Origin of the sequence: Gordonia sp. PDNC005, assembly GCF_016919385.1 — a bacterium.
GTDB lineage: Bacteria > Actinomycetota > Actinomycetes > Mycobacteriales > Mycobacteriaceae > Gordonia.
Genome location: NZ_CP070351.1, coordinates 2967505 through 2985121 on the forward strand (window position 1 = coordinate 2967505; position 17617 = coordinate 2985121).

The window sequence follows — 17617 nt, forward strand, 5'->3', positions numbered from 1 at the left end:
GTGGTTCATGCAGTCAGTGCTGGTCCGCGATGCGCATGAGCTCGGGCAGGGTGCGTGGTCGCATTGGTGACACCCCACCGGACGACCATCCGGCGACCGTGTCCGCCTCTGACCCGATCATGATCGACGCGGCGCTGATCGAGTCGGCCGGAGCGGCGGTGAGTTGGTCGAGCAACTCGACCAGCCGTTCCGCGAAACGGACCATCGACGGCTCGTCGAAGAGGTCCGTCGCGTAGATCAACCCCAGATCCCAGTCCCCGTCACCGGTGGTGACAGTGACCGACAGGTCGTACTGCGCAGGGACGACCGGCGGGTCGATCGGTGCGACGGAGAGTCCCTCGACCTGCGCTCCGTCCGAATTGCGGTCGGCGACGAGTGTCAACATCACCTGCGCCAGGGGCGAGAACGCTTCCGAACGGACCGGCGCCAATCGATCAACGACCGCTTCGAACGGTGCGTCGGCGTTCGCGAACGCATCGAGGTCTGTGACGCGGACGTCGTCGAGCAGTTCGCTGAACGGCATCCGAGCCCGAACAGTCGATCGCAGCACGAGGGTGTTGACGAACATGCCCACCAATGGATCCGTCGCCGCTGACCCGCGGCCGGCGATCGGTGTTGCGACGGCGATGTCGTCGGACGCCGAGAGACGAGCCAGCAGGACCACGAGCGCACTGTGGATCACCATGAACTCGCTCACTCCACGGTCCGAGGCGAGGCCGCGGACGCGCTCCGCGACGTCTGCCGGAACGGGCATGGCAACGCTTGCACCGCGGTGCGATGCGACTGCAGGTCGTACCCGATCAGACGGCAGGTCGAGCACATCTGGAACGCCGGTCAACGTCGACTGCCAGTAGTCGAGTTGCCTGCCGACCACGGAGGACGGGTCGTCCGTCGATCCGAACGCCTCACGCTGCCAGATCGCGTAGTCGGCGAACTGCACCTCGAGTGGAACGAATCGCGGTGCCTCGCCTGCGGCACGAGCGAGGTAGGCGGTGACGATGTCGCCGATCAACGGGCCCATCGACTCGCCATCACCGATCAGGTGATGCATGACGGCGAGCAGGATGTGCTCGTGATCGTCCACCCGGAGGAGGCGAACGCGGAACGGGGGCGTCGTCGCAACGTCGAAACCGCTCGCGGCGGCCGCCGCCAACTCGTCGGCCGTGTCCACCGTTCGCCAGTCGGGTTCAACGTCGTCGAGGATGCGCTGCACCGGCTCTCCGTCCACCGACGGGAACACCGTCCGGAGGATCTCGTGCCTTTCGACGACGTCGCGGACCGCCGTGTGCAGGGCGTTCACGTCGAGTTCGCCCTGCAGGCGGACACCGATCGGAATGTTGTACGTCGCGGTGCCCGGCTCGAACTGCTCGATGAACCAGATGCGCTGCTGAGCGAACGACACCGGCAGGCGCTCCGGACGCGGGTCCGCCGGACGCAACGGCGGCAGGCCGCCGGTCCCGGGTGTGGCGCGTGCGGCGAGTTCACGAACCGTTCCCGCCTCGAAGACGTCGCGGACCGACACGGTTCCGCCGATCGCTTCGGACAGTCGAGCGGCCAGACGCGCCGCCGAGAGCGAATCACCGCCGGACGCGAAGAAGTCGGCGGACGCCGACACCTCGACGACGTCGATGCCCAAGACGTCGGCGAACACTCCCGCAACCGTCCGTTCGACGTCTGTGGCAGGTTCGACGAAGTCTGCGGCCTCGACGACAGGATCCGGAAGAGCGCGTTTGTCGAGCTTGCCCACCGGTGTCAGCGGCAACGCGTCGAGAACGGTGATCGACGCAGGAACCATGTGCGACGGGAGACGAGTCGCTGCGAACTCTCGGAGAGTCGCGAGGTCGGTTGATTCCGGCGCGACGACGTACGCCGCCAGCGAGGAGGCGACGGACCCGCCGACGCCGATGACCACCGCGGACTCGACGTCGGGATGATCGGCTAGAACCGTTTCGATCTCGCCGAGTTCGATGCGGAGACCGCGCAGCTTCACCTGGTCGTCGGACCGACCACCGTATTCGAGGGTCAGCTCCCCTGTCGCGGTGCGCACCCACCGGACGACGTCACCCGTCCGGTACATGCGGCGGCCACCTTGATCGTGGGGATCGGCGACGAACCGTTCCGCAGTCAGTCCCGGGCGGTCGAGGTATCCGCGCGACAGGGCGAGTCCGGCGACATACAGTTCGCCGGTGAAGCCCACCGGCACGGGCCGAAGCCGGTCGTCGAGGACCATCAAGTCCACTCCGCCGATCGGCCCGCCTAGCCGGACACGATCACCCGCTCTCATCGCGTCGCTGATCGTGATGCCGATCGTGGTCTCGGTCGGCCCGTACAGGTTGTGCAGGCGTCGACCCACCGACCAGCGGTCGACGACCGTCGACGGCACTGCTTCACCGCCCGCTGCGATCGACCGCAGGGACGGGACGTGAGCCGGGTCCATCGTCGCGAGCACAGACGGCGTCAGGAACGTGTGAGTCGCTCCGACCTGCTCGATGAACGTCTCCAACGGTCGACCGCCGACAGCGTCAGACGGGCGGTACGCGAGCGTGCCCGCGTTGACGGTCGCCAACAGGAGTTCGAGGACCGACGCGTCGAAGCTCGGCGATGCGAAGCCCAGGACAACGGGACCGTCGCCTGCGTCGAGCCGCGCGGACTCTTCGGCGGCGAAGTTGGCCAGTCCCGAATGTGTCACCGCGACGCCCTTGGGCCGTCCGGTGGAGCCGGAGGTGTAGATGACGTAGGCGAGCCCGTCGGTGTGCGCGGGCGCGCCGAGTTCAGCTGCCGTGATCGGGTCTCCGGACAGGCCTGCGACCGACTCCGCGGTGTCCGGCTCGTCGACCGCGTGCCAGGAGAACTCGTGGGCCGGGAGCTCGCCGACCGCGGACGTGGTCAGGCCGAGCACGGCTCCCGAGTCCTCGATCATCCCGGCGACTCGGTCGGCCGGGTAGTCCGGATCGACCGGCACGAAGCAGCCTCCGGTCTTGGCGACTGCCCAGATCGAGACCAACAGGTCCGTCGACCTTCCGATGGCGAGCGCCACCGGCCGCTCGGCCTCGATTCCGCGCTGAATCAGCCACCGAGCGAGTCGGTTCGACTGCGCATCCAGTTCGCGGTAGGTGATCCGACGGCCCTGCCCGTCCACCGCGGCCGCACGGTCCGGCGCGCGCCGTGCAGCGTCGGCGAACAGGTCGGACAGAAGTCGCGGTGCCGCGGGGCCTGCGACCGACACGGGAGTCAGTTCGGCCACGTCGACGACGGGCAGCACGGGCAGATCGGAGGTCGCCGCCGTCGGATCGGCCGCGATCGCCGTGAAGATCTCAACGAGTGCTCGTTCGACGACGGCCACCGCAGCTTCGTCGAACACTCCGGGCAGGTACTTGATCGCCAGGTCGAGTCCGTCCGCGTCGCGCGACGCGGACAGGTTGAGCGGGTAGTGGGTGGCGTCCGACGTGGTCGCCGACCGAACCCGGAGGCCGCCCTCCTCACCCGTGTCCACTCCGGACACCGAGTCCATGTTCACCGGGTACGACTCGTACACGGCCAGGGTGTCGAACAGCACCGGCAGTCCGGTCTGGGCGATCAACGCGGACAGCCCGATCTGCTGATGGTCGAGAACGGACACCTTGTCGTGCTGCATGGCGGCCAGGACGTCGGTGACCGATCGGTCGGGGTCGACGTCGACCACGGCCGGGAGGGTGTTGATGAACAGCCCGATCATGCTCTCGACACCGACCGTGTCGGGTGAACGCCCCGACACGGTCTCGGCGAATGTCACCACTCGATTGCCCGTCATTCGCGACAGGAGGACCGCCCACGCGAACTGGACGACGGTCGCCATCGTCACGCTGCTGCTCTTGCTGACGTTCTCGAGCCCCACCGTGATGTCGTCGGGAAGCACAAATCGACGGTCGGTCGGAGGCAGATCGGTCGTTGTGCCTCCCGGCGCCACGAGGGTCGGCTCCTCGATGGGCGCCAGGACCTCGGCCCAGGCCGCGAGTCCGTCAGTCGTGTCGACGGCCGCGACCGACCGGACGTGTGCTGCGAAGTCGGCCTCGCCTGCACCCGGAAGCGTCTCGGTGTAGGTGCGGCCCGTCGAGTACAGAGCCAGGAGGTCTGCCAGGACCAGCGGGCCTGACCATCCGTCCACCAGGAGGTGATGGTTCGTGATGACCAGTTCGGCGTGCCGGGAACCGACGACCAGAACGGCGCGAATCAGCGGAGGAGTCGCGAGGTCGAAGGGAGTGCTCTTCTCGATCGCCTCGATCGCTGCGAGTTCGCGTGTGAAGGCATCGTCGTCCAGACCAGTGTTGTCGATCACCCGCCAGTCGGGTGCCACCGACGGGCGGACGACCGCCACTGCGGCCCCGCTGTCGGCGCGGGTGAACGAGGAGCGGAGTGCCGCATGCCGAGTCAGCAGGAGTTCCAGCGCGCTTCTGAGCCGGTCTGCGTCGACCTGTCCGTCGAGCGACAACGTCGCCTGGGTGACGTAGACGTCGACCTGGCCGTCTGCGACCATGTCGGCCTCGAAGAAGAGCCCGTTCTGCAGCGGGGTGAGCGGCCAGAGGTCGGCGCCGGGGGCGTCGGCGAGCAACGCATCGATCTGCTGCTGATTCAGAGCCGCACCCGGAACGTCGGACGGGCTCGGCCCCGGATCGGCGCCATCTCCGATCTCGGCGGCGACTGCCTCGAGCTCGGCTGTCCAGCGCGCTGCGATGTCTTCAGCATCGTCGGTGTCGAGGACTCCATGCAGGTAGGAGAGGTCTGCGTGCAACCGCCCGTCGACTGTCGACACATTCATCGAGAGCACGGTGGACGCCGCCATCGCGCCGCTGACGGTCGCGGGCAGCACGGGTGCGTCGGGGGCCGGGAGGAACACGTCGTCGGGCGCATCCGTCCGGGCCGACGAGTTGCCGAGGTAGTTCAGACCGATGCTGGGCAGCGGACGTTCTGCGAGTGCGGAGTCGGCGAGGTACCGGAATGCACCGAAACTCGCAGCGGGACCTGGCCGTCCGAGCAGCGACTCCTTGGCCGACTTGACCGCGTGGATCATGTCGCCGCCCGGGTCGATCGCCACTGGTTCGATCGTGGTGAACCAGCCGACGGTCCGAGTGAGGTCAGCGATCCCATCGGCCCCGCCGACGGTCTCGTCGCGGCCGTGGTTCTCCACCTGGATCGTCACCGGACGGTCGTCGGTGATGCCCCGCTCCGTCTGCCACCCGCGGACGGCGCGAGCGAGCGCCGCGAGCAGCACGTCGTCGGTTCCACTGCGGAAGGCCGCCGGGACCGTGGTCAGGATCGCCTCGGTGGTGTCGGCGTCCACAACCGCCAGGTGATTTCCTTGGCTGCTCCAACGGTCCCGGTCTCGGTCGATCGCTGTGCCGAAGCGGGTGGGCTCCGCAGGCAGCCGCTCGAGCCAGTAGTCGAGCTGGTTGTTGTCGTCGAGCACCGCATCGGCGACCGCCTGTGCCATTCGCCGAGCCGACGTGACCTCCGGTCGGAGAGTGATTGGTGTGCCTTCGGCGTGCTGAGCCCATCCCGTCGCAAGGTCCTCGATGAGGATCGGCCACGAGACCACATCCACTCCGAGGTGGTGAACGGCAAGGACGAGCCGCCCTCGATCGTCGCCGCGGACGAGGACTCCGTGAACGAGTGCACCGCGAGCCGGGTCGAGGGCGGCGAGTGCGGATCGGTGCGCTCCGGCGATGGCGTCGTCGGTGACTTGCGGGACGTCCACGACGCTGACCTGCGCAGGTGAGCCTGCACCGCTCGTGAGCGACCACTCACCGCCCGATTCGACGAGTGTCGCACTGAGCATCGGATGCGCGTCGACCACGGCGTTGAGAACCGTGGCGACGTCGCCGGGGTCCGCGTCGCGGGGCACGCCGAGGACCACCGTCTGAGAGAAGTCGGCGAAGTCGGTCGCGGACTGGGAGTGCTCGAGCATCCATCGGACGATCGGCGGGACGGTCATCGGACCGCGTCCACCGCCGTCGAGTTCGGGCAACACGTCCCGTGCGGAGCCGCCTGCGACAGCTGCTGCCATCGCGCGGACCGTCTTCAGTTCGAAGATCTCTCGCGGGGTCAGGTGGAGCCCCGCCGCCTTCGCCGCCGACGCCAGCTGGATCGACATGATCGAGTCACCGCCGAGTGCGAAGAACGACTCGGTGACGCTCACGCGGTCCTCGCCGAGCAGGCCGGCGACGATACGTGCGAGCGACTCTTCTGCCTCGGACTCCGGTGCCGTGTACGCCGCGGCTTCGGCCGGAGTCGGTGCGGGCAATGCGTCGCGGTCCAGTTTGCCCGCAGGTGTCAGAGGGATCTCGGAGATGCTCACGGCGTGGGCGGGCACCATGTGCGCGGCGAGGCGCGCACCGGCTTCTGCGAGTACGGCATCGGTGTCGACGCTCTGCCCCGGTTTGGCGACGAGATACGCGACGAGCTGGACGTGTTTGCGGTCCCCCGCGGACGAGTCGACGCCGATGACGACGGCCTGCGCGACCCCCGGCTGATCGGCCATGACGGCCTCGATCTCACCGAGTTCCACACGCTGACCGTTGACCTTGATCTGGTGGTCGGCCCGACCCGCGAATTCGATGTCGCCGGACTTGGTCGTTCGGACGAGGTCGCCGGTGGCGTACATCCGGGCGCCGGGTCCGCCGAACGGATCTGCCACGAAGCTCGACGCCGTCAACGCTCCACGACCGAGATAGCCGCGCGCGAGGCCGTCGGCCGACAGGTACAACTCACCGACGACGCCCGCGGGGACCTCGTGGAGGCGAGCGTCGAGGACTCGAGTGGTGAAACCGGTGATCGCCTTGCCGATGGTGACGGGCTTACCGGCCATCATCCGGGAGCGGGTGGCCCACACGGTGGTCTCTGACGGCCCGTAGAAGTTGAAGATCCGACGGCCGCGCTGCGTCCACCGTTCCACGAGTTCGGGCGGGCACGCTTCGCCTGCCGTAGCGAGGTTCCGGACGGTGTCGGCGCGGTCCGGGTCGACGGTCGCCAGGACCGACGGGGTGATCACGACGTCGGTGACCTCGTCCCGTTCGAGGATCTCGGCGAGGGCGTCCCCCGCGTAATCCGCGTGCGGTGCGACCACCAGCGTGTGGCCTGCAAGGATCGCCCACGCCATCTCGAAGAACGATGCGTCGAAGCTCGGTGAGGCGACGTGCAGGATTCGGGTGTCCGGGTCGTCGTCTCGGGAGCCGGTGACCTTGGCGTGTGCATCGGCCAGATCGACGATGCCGGTGTGCGAGACTCCGACTGCCTTCGGTCGTCCCGTGGATCCCGACGTGTAGATCAGGTAAGCGAGATTGGTCAGTCGGACCGAGCCGTTGCGTTCGGCGTCGGCGATGTCGTCGGTGCCCTCGACGGCCGCCTCGAGGTCGGCGAGGTCAGTCCAGTCGCAGGCCGACGCACCGAGACGCTCACGCGTCGCGGCGTCGGTGATTCCGATCTCGACCGCCGAATCGGACAGCATGTACGCGATGCGGTCCTGGGGGTAGGCCGGGTCGATCGGCACGTAGGCGGCGCCCGACTTGATGACGCCCCAGACGGCGAGCACCGATTCGATGGACCGCTCGAGGCCGATCGCCACGACGTCCTCCGGAGCCACGCCCCGCGCAAGGAGAGCACGAGCGATCCGGTTGGTGCGGGACTCGAACTCGTCGTAGTCGAGTTCGACACCGTCACAGATCAGTGCCGGGTGAGTCGGATCCACGTCGCGACGTGCGAGCAGGTCGATGAGCGTTCCCTCGTCGACGTCTCCGCCGAACCCCGTGGCCCGTGGCGCGCGTGGGAGCGCGGACGGCCGGTGCTCAGCGAGCGCGATGTCGCCGACGGCGATGTCCTGATCGGCCACGATCGCCGCCAGAACACGGTTGTACACGTCGGCGAACCCGATGACCGTCGACTCGTCGAACAACGACGTGGCGTAGACGAGCTCGATGCTCATCGGCGACGTCTCGGTGCGTTCTTGCACTGCCGCCATGAGTTCGAACTTCGCATCGACCGTGTCCGGAGCGATCGGTCGGGCCTGGACATCGGCGACGTCCACGACGGCCGTCGAGTCGGCCTTGTCCCCGTAGGTGAAGGTGACCTGCGCGATCGGTGGGAATGCCGCCGATCGTTCCACACCGAGCACCTCGACGAGGTCGTCGAGAGCGACGTCGGCGTTGGCGAACGCATCGAGCACAGTGTCTCGCGTGCCGGTCAGCAGGTCGGCGACCGTGGTCGCCGGATCGACGTCAGTGCGGAGGACCAGGGTGTTGACGAACATGCCGACGACGTCGTCGAGCGCGGCGTCGGTGCGCCCTGCGACGACGGAGCCGACGACTGCGGTCCGGGTCGCCGCGAGGCGCGCGACGGTGACCGCGAACGCGGCCTCGGTGACCATGAACGGTGTCATCCCGTACGCCGACGCCACCGCGTCGACGCCGTCGGCGACCGAGTCGGCGATCGTCGCCACGATCCGCCCGCCCCCGGTCTCGGCGACGGCCGGACGTGGTCGATCCATTGGAAGGTCGAGTGAGGCCGGCAGCGAGGCGAGTTGCGTGCGCCAGTAGGCGGACTGCCGACCGAGCGGCGACGTCAGATCATCGAGCGAACCGAGTGTGCGGTGCTGCCACAGGGCGTAGTCCGCGTACTGGACGTCGAGGGAGTCGTCCGCCGACGTGCCGGTGGCCCTCGCCGCGTACGCGGCGAGGAGATCACGGGCCAGGACGTCGACGGACTCGCCGTCGAATGCGATGTGGTGCACGGTGATCGCGATGGCGACGCCGTCGTCGCCGACCAGGACACGACCGCGGATCGGCAGATCGACGGCGACGTCGAAGCCTGCAGTCGTCGACTCGAGCAGAGCCGAGTAGTCACTTGCGGTGGCCCAGTCGAGGGCGGCCGACGCGTCGGCCGCAGTCCGGACATCCTGAACGGGGCGACCGTCGACGGCCGGGTACACCGTGCGGAGCACCTCGTGCCTGCGCACGACGTCCCGCACGGCCTCGGTGAGCGCCGTGAGGTCGACGTCGCCGGTGAGGCGGAGCGCAAGAGGGATGTTGTAGGCGCCAGACGCCGGATCGAACTGGTTGAGGAACCACATCCGTTGCTGTGCACGTGAGACGGGCACGGGTACCGGCCGAGGATCGACACGAGTCACCGGTGGCAGGGCCGGCGCGCGATCGGCGAGGCGTGCCGCGAGATCGCGCACGGAGGGCGCATCGAAGACGTCGCGGACGGTGACGTCGGCGTCGAGCGCCTCTGAGACACGCGCGACGAGCCGCATCGCCGACAACGAGTTGCCGCCGAGTTCGAAGAAGGACGCTGTGGCCGACACCTCGGCCTCGTCGAGGCCGAGCAGACCGGCGAACACTGCGGCGACGGCTTGTTCCGCGCCCGATGAGGGAGCGACGTGCTCGACGACGGCAGCCGTCGGCGCGGGAAGCGCCTTGCGGTCGACCTTCCCCGAGACGGTGAGCGGAATGGCTGTCATCGGGACCCACGCGGTGGGCCGCATGTAGGCCGGAAGCGCCGACGCGACTGCTGCGATCACGTCGTCCACGTCGACCTCGGCAGGCGCGAAGTAGCCGACGAGCTGCTTACCCGCCGTCGAGTCGACCACGGTCGCCGCTGAGTGCACCACACCGGGTGCCGTGGCGATCGCGGCTTCGACTTCACCGAGTTCAAGTCGCTGACCGCGCAGTTTCACCTGGAAGTCGGTGCGTCCGAGGTAGTCGAGCTCACCGGCGCTGTTCCAGCGCACCGCGTCACCCGTGCGGTACAGCCGCGTACCCGGGGCCCCGAAGGGATCGGCGACGAAGCGTTCCGCCGTGAGGTCGGGACGTCTCGCGTACCCGCGCGCCACCTGCACGCCACCGAGGTACAGCTCGCCCGGCACACCGACGGGTGTCGGTCGTAGTCGCGCATCGAGGACGTACGTCGTTGTGCCCGCGACCGGACGCCCGATCGGGATCACGGGCTCCGCGACTGTCACCGTGTGCTCGGTGACGTCGACGGCGGCCTCGGTCGGCCCGTACAGGTTGTGCAGACCGACTCCCGGCAGGTGCTGCAGGACGGAATCCGCCACGGCGGGCGTGAGCGCTTCACCGGACGCGAACACGTGTCGCAGGGTCGCCAACGACGACACCCGGTCGCCGAGGACGTCGACGAACGCGGCGAGCATCGACGGGACGAAATGCAGCACGGTCACGCCGTGGTGCTCGATGAGGTCGGCGAGGTGTGCGGGATCGCCGTGCCGTCCGGGCTCCGCGATCACCAGCGGAACTCCCTGCACGATCGGCCAGAACAGTTCCCACACCGACACGTCGAACGTCACCGGAGTCTTGTGGAGCACGCGGTCGTCGGCGCCGATCGGGTAGCCCGCCTGCATCCAGGCGAGTCGATTGGCGACGGCCTCGTGCGAGACGGTGACGCCCTTCGGCCTGCCGGTGGAGCCCGATGTGAACAGCGTGTAGAGGGCGTGCGATCCCCGCAACGGCGATGTGCGGTCGGCGTCGGTCAGCGGTTGGACGTCGCCTGCAATGGACGCCGTGGCGTCGACGGCGACAACCGCGGCGTCGAGCGCCGCGACAGAATCGGGCACCAGATCATCCGCGCGAACCAACACGGTGGTCACGCCGGCCGTCTCCGCCATGTAGGCGGTGCGGTCGGCCGGGGCTTCCGGGTCGAGCGGCACGTACTGCCCGCCCGCTGCGACGATGGCGTGCACTCCGACGAGGAGTTCAACACTTCGGTCCATGCATATGCCGACCGCGGTGTCGGGGCCGACGCCGTTCGCGACGAGGGTGCGGGCGAGAACGTTGACGCGGCGGCCGAACTCGTCTCGCGACACGGTGCGGTCGCGGTGGATCACCGCGGGCGCCCCACCCGCGGCCGACGTCGCGGACACACACATGAGCTGATCCACGCCGTCGAGCGAGGGGCCTGCCGATCGCGCGAGGATCTCGTTGATCTCGTCGTCGGCGGTCACCGGGGCATCGCCGACTGGTCGGGTCGGATCGGCGACCAGCGACGCGAGCAGATCGACGTAGGTGGACGCCAACGCCTCGACGGTCGCCCTATCGAACAGGTCCGTGGCGTACACCGCCGAACCCGTCCATTCCTCGCCGGAGGAGACCACGATCGTCAGGTCGCGGTGCGCCGGGATCACCGGCGGTGTGAGCTCGGTGAACGAGACGCCCGCCACCTCGGCGAGGCCACCTCGAACAGAGCCGACCGGGTCGAAGGACAGCATCGTCTGCGCGAGCGGAGCGAACGCCTCGCTCCGCACCGGGTCGAGGGCGTCGACAACGGCCTCGAACGGGACACGTGCATTGTCGAGCGCCTGCAGGTCGACGTCCCGAACGGTGTCGACCAGGTCCTCGAACGGCGTGCCCGGGGCCACCTCGGTCCGGAGGACGAGCGTGTTGACGAACATTCCGACCAGGGCGTCCAACGATTCGTCGCCTCGGCCCGCAGACGGGGTGGCGATCGCGATGTCGGTGGTGGCAGACAGTCGCGCGATCAGCACGGCGAGTGCGGAGTGCAGGATCATGAACGGCGTCGCGCCGCGGGCGCTTGCCAGCGCCTCCACGGCACGGACGACGCCTGCGGGGACCGTGAAGTCCACCGCGTCTCCCCGACCCGAGGCGGCCTCGGGGCGCGGACGGTCCGATGGAAGGTCGATGACAGCGGGCAGCCCGGCGAGCGCGGTCCGCCAGTGATCGAGCTGGCCTGCGATGATCGATCCTTCGTCGGCCGGGTCGCCGAGCACCGCACGCTCCCAGAGCGCGACATCCGCGAATTGGACGGGCAGCGGCGCGAATTCGGGGGCCTGCCCCTGTGCTCGCGCACCGTAGGCGGTCAGCAGGTCGGAGACGAGCGGACCGAGAGACTCGCCGTCTGCGACGATGTGGTGGGCGACGATCGCCAGGATGTGCTCGTCGGAGGCGATCGGCACGAGCCTGGCCCTGATGGGCCGATCGGTACGGAGGTCGAATCCGCGTGCGAGATCGGCTTCGAGGGCGGACCGGTCGTCCAAGACAGCCCAGTCCGGAGTCGGGTCGGACGACACCGACTGGAACGGGACGCCGTCGTTGTCGGGGAACCGGGTGCGGAGGGTCTCGTGACGCGCGATGACGTCGGTGAAGGCGTCCGACAACGCGCCGACGTCGAGTGGGCCGGTGAGTCGGATGACCGCCGGGACGTTGTAGGTCGGCGCGGTCGGATCGAAGCGGTTGATGAACCACATCCGCTGCTGTGCGTACGACAGCGGAATCCGGTCGGGTCGTGGCGAGACAGGCGTCACCGGAGGCAGCGCGGCGCTGTGGCCTGCGATCCGAACGACCAGTTCGCGCACGGTAGGAGCGGAGAACACGTCGTTGATCGACGTCGTGACGCCGAGAGCATCTTCGACGCGTGCCGCGAGTCGCATCGCCGACAGCGAGTCACCGCCGAGGTCGAAGAAGCTGGCCGTCACCGACACCGTGTCGATGCCGAGGACTGCCGCGAACGCCGCCGCGGCGGCGGTCTCTGCGGCGGACTCGGGTTCGACGTGGTCGCCCGCGTCGAGGACGGGTTCGGGGAGCGCGTTCTTGTCGAGTTTGCCGACCGGGGTCAGCGGCAGCGCGTCGAGGAGGGTGATCGACGCGGGCACCATGTGGGCGGGCAGCCGATCGGCGACGAATCGTCTGAGGTCGGAGCCGTCGACCGAGCATTCCGCGCCGACGACGACGTAGCCTGCCAGTGCTGTCGTCACCGATTCACCGCCGGCGTCCCCGGATCCCGATCCGACTCCGACCACAACCGCGGACGTGACGTCGGGGTGCTCGGCGAGGACGGCCTCGATCTCACCGAGTTCGATCCGAAGACCCCTGAGCTTCACCTGGTCGTCGCTGCGTCCCGAGTAGTCGAGCACACGGCGTCCGGCCGAGTCGGTGCGCCATCGGACGAGGTCACCGGTCCGGTACATGCGGTCCCCGACGAGGAACGGGTTCGCCACGAAGCGGTCGGCAGTGAGGCCAGGCCGATCGAGGTACCCGCGTGAGAGCGCCGGGCCGCACACGTACAGCTCTCCGACGACACCGTCCGGCACCTGCCGCAGTCGGCCGTCGAGCACCGCGAATCCGATGCCGGAGATCGGGCCGCCGAGGGTGACGGGCTCACCGACCGCCATCGGCTCGCCGATCGCCACACCGATGGTCGTCTCCGTGGGGCCGTAGAGGTTCTGTACACGACGGAACGGCGTCCACGCGTCTTTCAGCGCCTGCGGCACCGCCTCGCCGCCCGCATAGATCACCCGAAGCGCGGGAAGCGCGAGCGGATCGAGAGTCGACAGGACGGTCGGGGTCAGGAAGGTGTGCGTCACGGCGCTGCGGAGCATCAGCTCGGCGAGTGGTGGGCCGCCGACAGCGTCGGACGGTCGGTACACGAGTGTGCCGCCGCTGACGGTCGCGAGCAGATACTCCAGCACGGACGCGTCGAAGCTCGGGGACGCGAACCCGAGAACTCGCGAGTACTCGTCGGCATTCGAGCGCCGGGCCTCTTCTACGGCGAAGTTCTTCAGACCCGAGTGTGTCACCGAGACGCCCTTGGGTCGGCCTGTCGATCCGGACGTGTAGATGACGTACGCGACGTTGTCGACTCGCGTGGGTCCGACCAGTTCGGCCTCGGCCAGCGGGGACACGTCGTCGGTGGGCGCTTCCGGCGAGTCGATCACCGTCCAGTCGAACCCGGTCGCCGGCAACGAGCCTGCGGCCGCCACGGTGAGCCCGAGGTGTGCGCCCGAATCCTCGATCATCGCCGCGACACGCTCGGCGGGATAGTCGGGATCGATCGGGACGTATCCCGCTCCGGTCTTGGCGACCGCCCAGATCGCGGTGAGCAGGGTGGACGAACGTCCGATGGCCAGTGCGACGAGTGTCTCGGGTCGGGCTCCGAGTGCCAGGAGTCGTCGGGCGAGTGCGTTCGACCTGGCGTCGAGTTGTGCGTACGTCAGGACGGATCCGTCCGGATCGACGACGGCCGAGCGCGGGCCCCACGTGGAGGCCGCGGCGGCGAACATGTCCCGCAGGAGCACCGGCTCGGAGCCGGGGCCGCCGTTGTCGATCTGTGAGGGCACTGAATCGGCCGGCGTCGGCACGTGTGCGGTGCCGGACGGCGAGCCGGCCTTCGCCGTCGTTGTGAGTGGCACGTCGCCGACGACGGTGGTCACATCCGATGTGCACGCGTCGAGGACGTCGACCAGCCAGGTTGTGATGTTCGAGGCCGTCTGCTTGTTGAACAGGTCGGCCGCGTAGATCAGTTCACCGTGCCACGCGCCCGCTTCCGCGCGCTCCACACGGACGAAGAGGTCGACCTTGGCAGGCGCATCGCCGATCGGCGTGGGCTCGATGGTCAGCCCGTCGACTGCACCGGACAGCGCACCACGCACCGACGTCTCGTCGAGGGTCAGCCACACCTGCGAGAGCGGTGCGAACGACGGGGAGCGTTCGGCGTCGACGGCGTCGACGACGTACTCGAACGGCACGTCGGCGTTGGCGAAGGCGTCGAGGTCGGAGCTCTTGACCGTCTCCAGGACGTCGCGGAACGCAGCGTCGGACGGCGTTTCGCTCCGCAGCACGAGGGTGTTGACGAACATGCCGACGAGGGGATCGAGGACGGCCTGTCCGCGACCGGCGATCGGGGTGCCGACGGCGACGTCGTCGTCGCCGGTGATGCGCGCGAGGAGTACAGCGAGCGCCGCGTGGACAACCATGAACGCCGACGCCGACGAAACTGCTGCGACTGCGTCGATCCGGCGAGCCAGGTCGTCGTCGATCACGAAGTCGACGCGGCCGCTCCGACCTGACGCGACCGCCGCGCGGGGCCGGTCGATCGGCAGGTTCTGCACCGACGGCAGGCCCGACAGCTGTTCCCGCCAGTAGGCGAGCTGACGTGCACTGATCGATTCGGGTTCGTCCGGTGCTCCGAGGGCGCGGTGTTCCCAGAGCGCGAAGTCGGCGAAGTGGACGTCGAGTGGTGCGAAGTCGGGCGCCTGCCCGTCCTTGCGCGCCCGGTACGCCGTCAGCAGGTCTGCCACGAAGGGTCCGACGGATTCACCGTCTGCCGCGATGTGATGCATCACGATGGCCACCACGTGCTCGCCTGGCCGAGTCTCGACCACCCGACCGCGAATCGGCAAGTCGGTGGTGACGTCGAATCCGGTGCCGAGAAGAGCGGTGATGTCGTCGACGGAGTCGGCGGTCGACCAGTCGAGCAGGTCGGCGACCGTGTCCGGGGATGCGATCTGTTGGACAGGCGCGCCGGCGACGGTGGGGAACGTGGTCCGCAAAGCGGCCTGCCGAATGACGACGTCGACGACGGCCTCTTGCAGAGCGGCGCGGTCCAGGTCACCGGTCACCGTCAGCAGTGCCGGAATGTTGTAGGCGGCCGACTCGGGGGAACGTCGGTTCACGAGCCACATCCGTTGCTGCGCGAACGACAGCGGAATCGTGTGCGGTCGCGGATCCACGGCGACGATCGGCGGCAGTGCCGGTGCATGACCGACAACGGCTGCCGCGAGTTCGCGCACAGTGGGCGCGTCGAAGAGATCGCGGACCGAGAGTTCAACGTCGAGAGCTTCGCCGACCCGGCCGACGATGCGGGCCGCGGCGAGCGAGTTGCCGCCGAGGTCGAAGAACGACGCGGTGGCGCTGATCGTCTCCACGCCGAGGACTGCCGCGAACTCGGCCGCGACCCGCCGTTCGGCGTCGGTCTCGGGTTCGACGAACTCCTGTGTCCCGAGCTGGGGTTCGGGCAGTGCCCTGCGGTCCAGTTTTCCGTTGACGGTGAGCGGAAGTCGGTCGAGTTCAACGATGACGTCGGGGACCATGTAGGCCGGAACGTGGGCGCCGATCGCCGCTCGCAACGCCGTCTGATCGATGGTCGTGCCGTCTGCGGGCACGACGTAGCCGACGAGGAGGTCGTCGCCGCTCGCGGCCTTGGTGACCATCGCCGCCGCACCCGACACCGCGTCGACGCGAAGCATGCCTGCCTCGACTTCACCCATCTCGACGCGGAACCCGCGCAACTGGACCTGGCCGTCGCTGCGGCCGAGGTATTCGATGGTGTCGCCGCGCCGGATGGCCATGTCGCCACTGCGGTACATGCGGTCGCCCGCCGCGCCGAACGGGTCCGCGACGAACCGGACCGCGGTGAGGTCGGAGCGGTTCTGGTATCCGCGGGTCACCTGCGGGCCACTGACGTAGATCTCGCCCGGAACGCCGTCAGGGGTGTGCTTGAGACGTTCGTCGAGGACATGGACAGTCAGTGCGGGCAGTCCGTCACCCACGTCGGACGCATCCGTGGACTCGACGAGTTCAGCGCTCAGCGCCCGGAAAGTCGTGTGGACGGTCGTCTCGGTGATGCCGTACATGTTGACCACAACGGTCGCCGAGTCAGGGAAGCTGCGGTACCAGCGACGCATCTGCTCGAAGCTCACGGCTTCGCCCGCGAGAATCACGTAGCGGATCGTCGGCGCCGCGACAGCCCGCTCTGCGGCTTCCACGTACTGGTAGAACGCTGACGGCGTCTGGCTGAACACGGTGACGCCTTCGGCTGCGAGCAGCGACACGAGTTGGTTCGGCTCGCGCGCGACGTCGCGGTCGACCACGACCAGACGCCCACCGAACAGGAGCGGCCCCCACAATTCGAACACCGACACGTCGAACGCGTGGGAGTGGAACATCGACCAGACGTCGTTCTCATCGAAGCCGTACTGGATCTGGGCTGCCGCCATCAACGCGACGACGTTGCGGTGTTCGACCTGGACGCCCTTGGGTCGGCCCGTTGATCCCGAGGTGTAGATGACGTAGGCCGACGACGACGGGTCGATGCGCGACGGCAGTGTGCCGGACGACGCCGCTCCGGCTTCGAGGAGCTCGTCGACGTCCCAGCGAGGGAGTTCCAGCCCGTCGAGGCGGTCGCCGACCGAGGAGTCGACGAGCAGCCCGCCGGGCCGAGCGTTGTCGACGATGTAGCCGAGTCGTTCAACCGGGTGCGCCAGATCAAGCGGAATGTATGCTCCGCCCGCCTTCATGATCCCGAGGATCGCCACGGGGAGGTGCACAGTGCGGTCGACGGCCATCGCGACCGTCGTGTCCGCGCCCACTCCACGGTCGACGAGCGCACGTGCGAGAGCGGTCGATCGTGCGTCGAGTTCACGGTACGAGAGCGTCGCACCGTCTCGGTCGACGACTGCGATCCGGTCCGCGAAGCGGCGCGCCGCGGACGCGAACAGACCGGGCAGCGATCCCCAGTCCGACGTTCCGAGCACCGCCTCGGCGGCCGCGCGGAGGCCGGCGACGGCTCCCGCCGCTGCCACGATCGCGTCCACGGGCGACATCTCGGGAGTCTTGACAATCGCGGACACTCCGGCGGTGACTGCTCCGTCGGTGTCGAGGCCTTGTGCGGCCAGGACGCCTGCGGTCGCGGACAGCCGCACATTCAAATCCCCGAACGTGACTGCTCCACCTGGCCCGGCGATCGCCTGGGCAGACGGCTCGACCGCTGCGGCCGCCCCGACCAGCCCGAGGGTGGTCGGCACAGTGCCCCAGTTTGCGCTCAAGGCCGTCGCGTCAGCCAC

Annotated in this window: 1 protein-coding gene; it reads right to left on the reverse strand. The window is 68.7% G+C overall.

The features are described from left to right. Window positions 1-13 precede the first annotated feature (13 nt). Window positions 14-17617, reverse strand: a complete 17604-nt coding sequence (locus JVX90_RS14265) for a non-ribosomal peptide synthetase (RefSeq protein WP_205329385.1) — start codon at window positions 17615-17617, stop codon at window positions 14-16.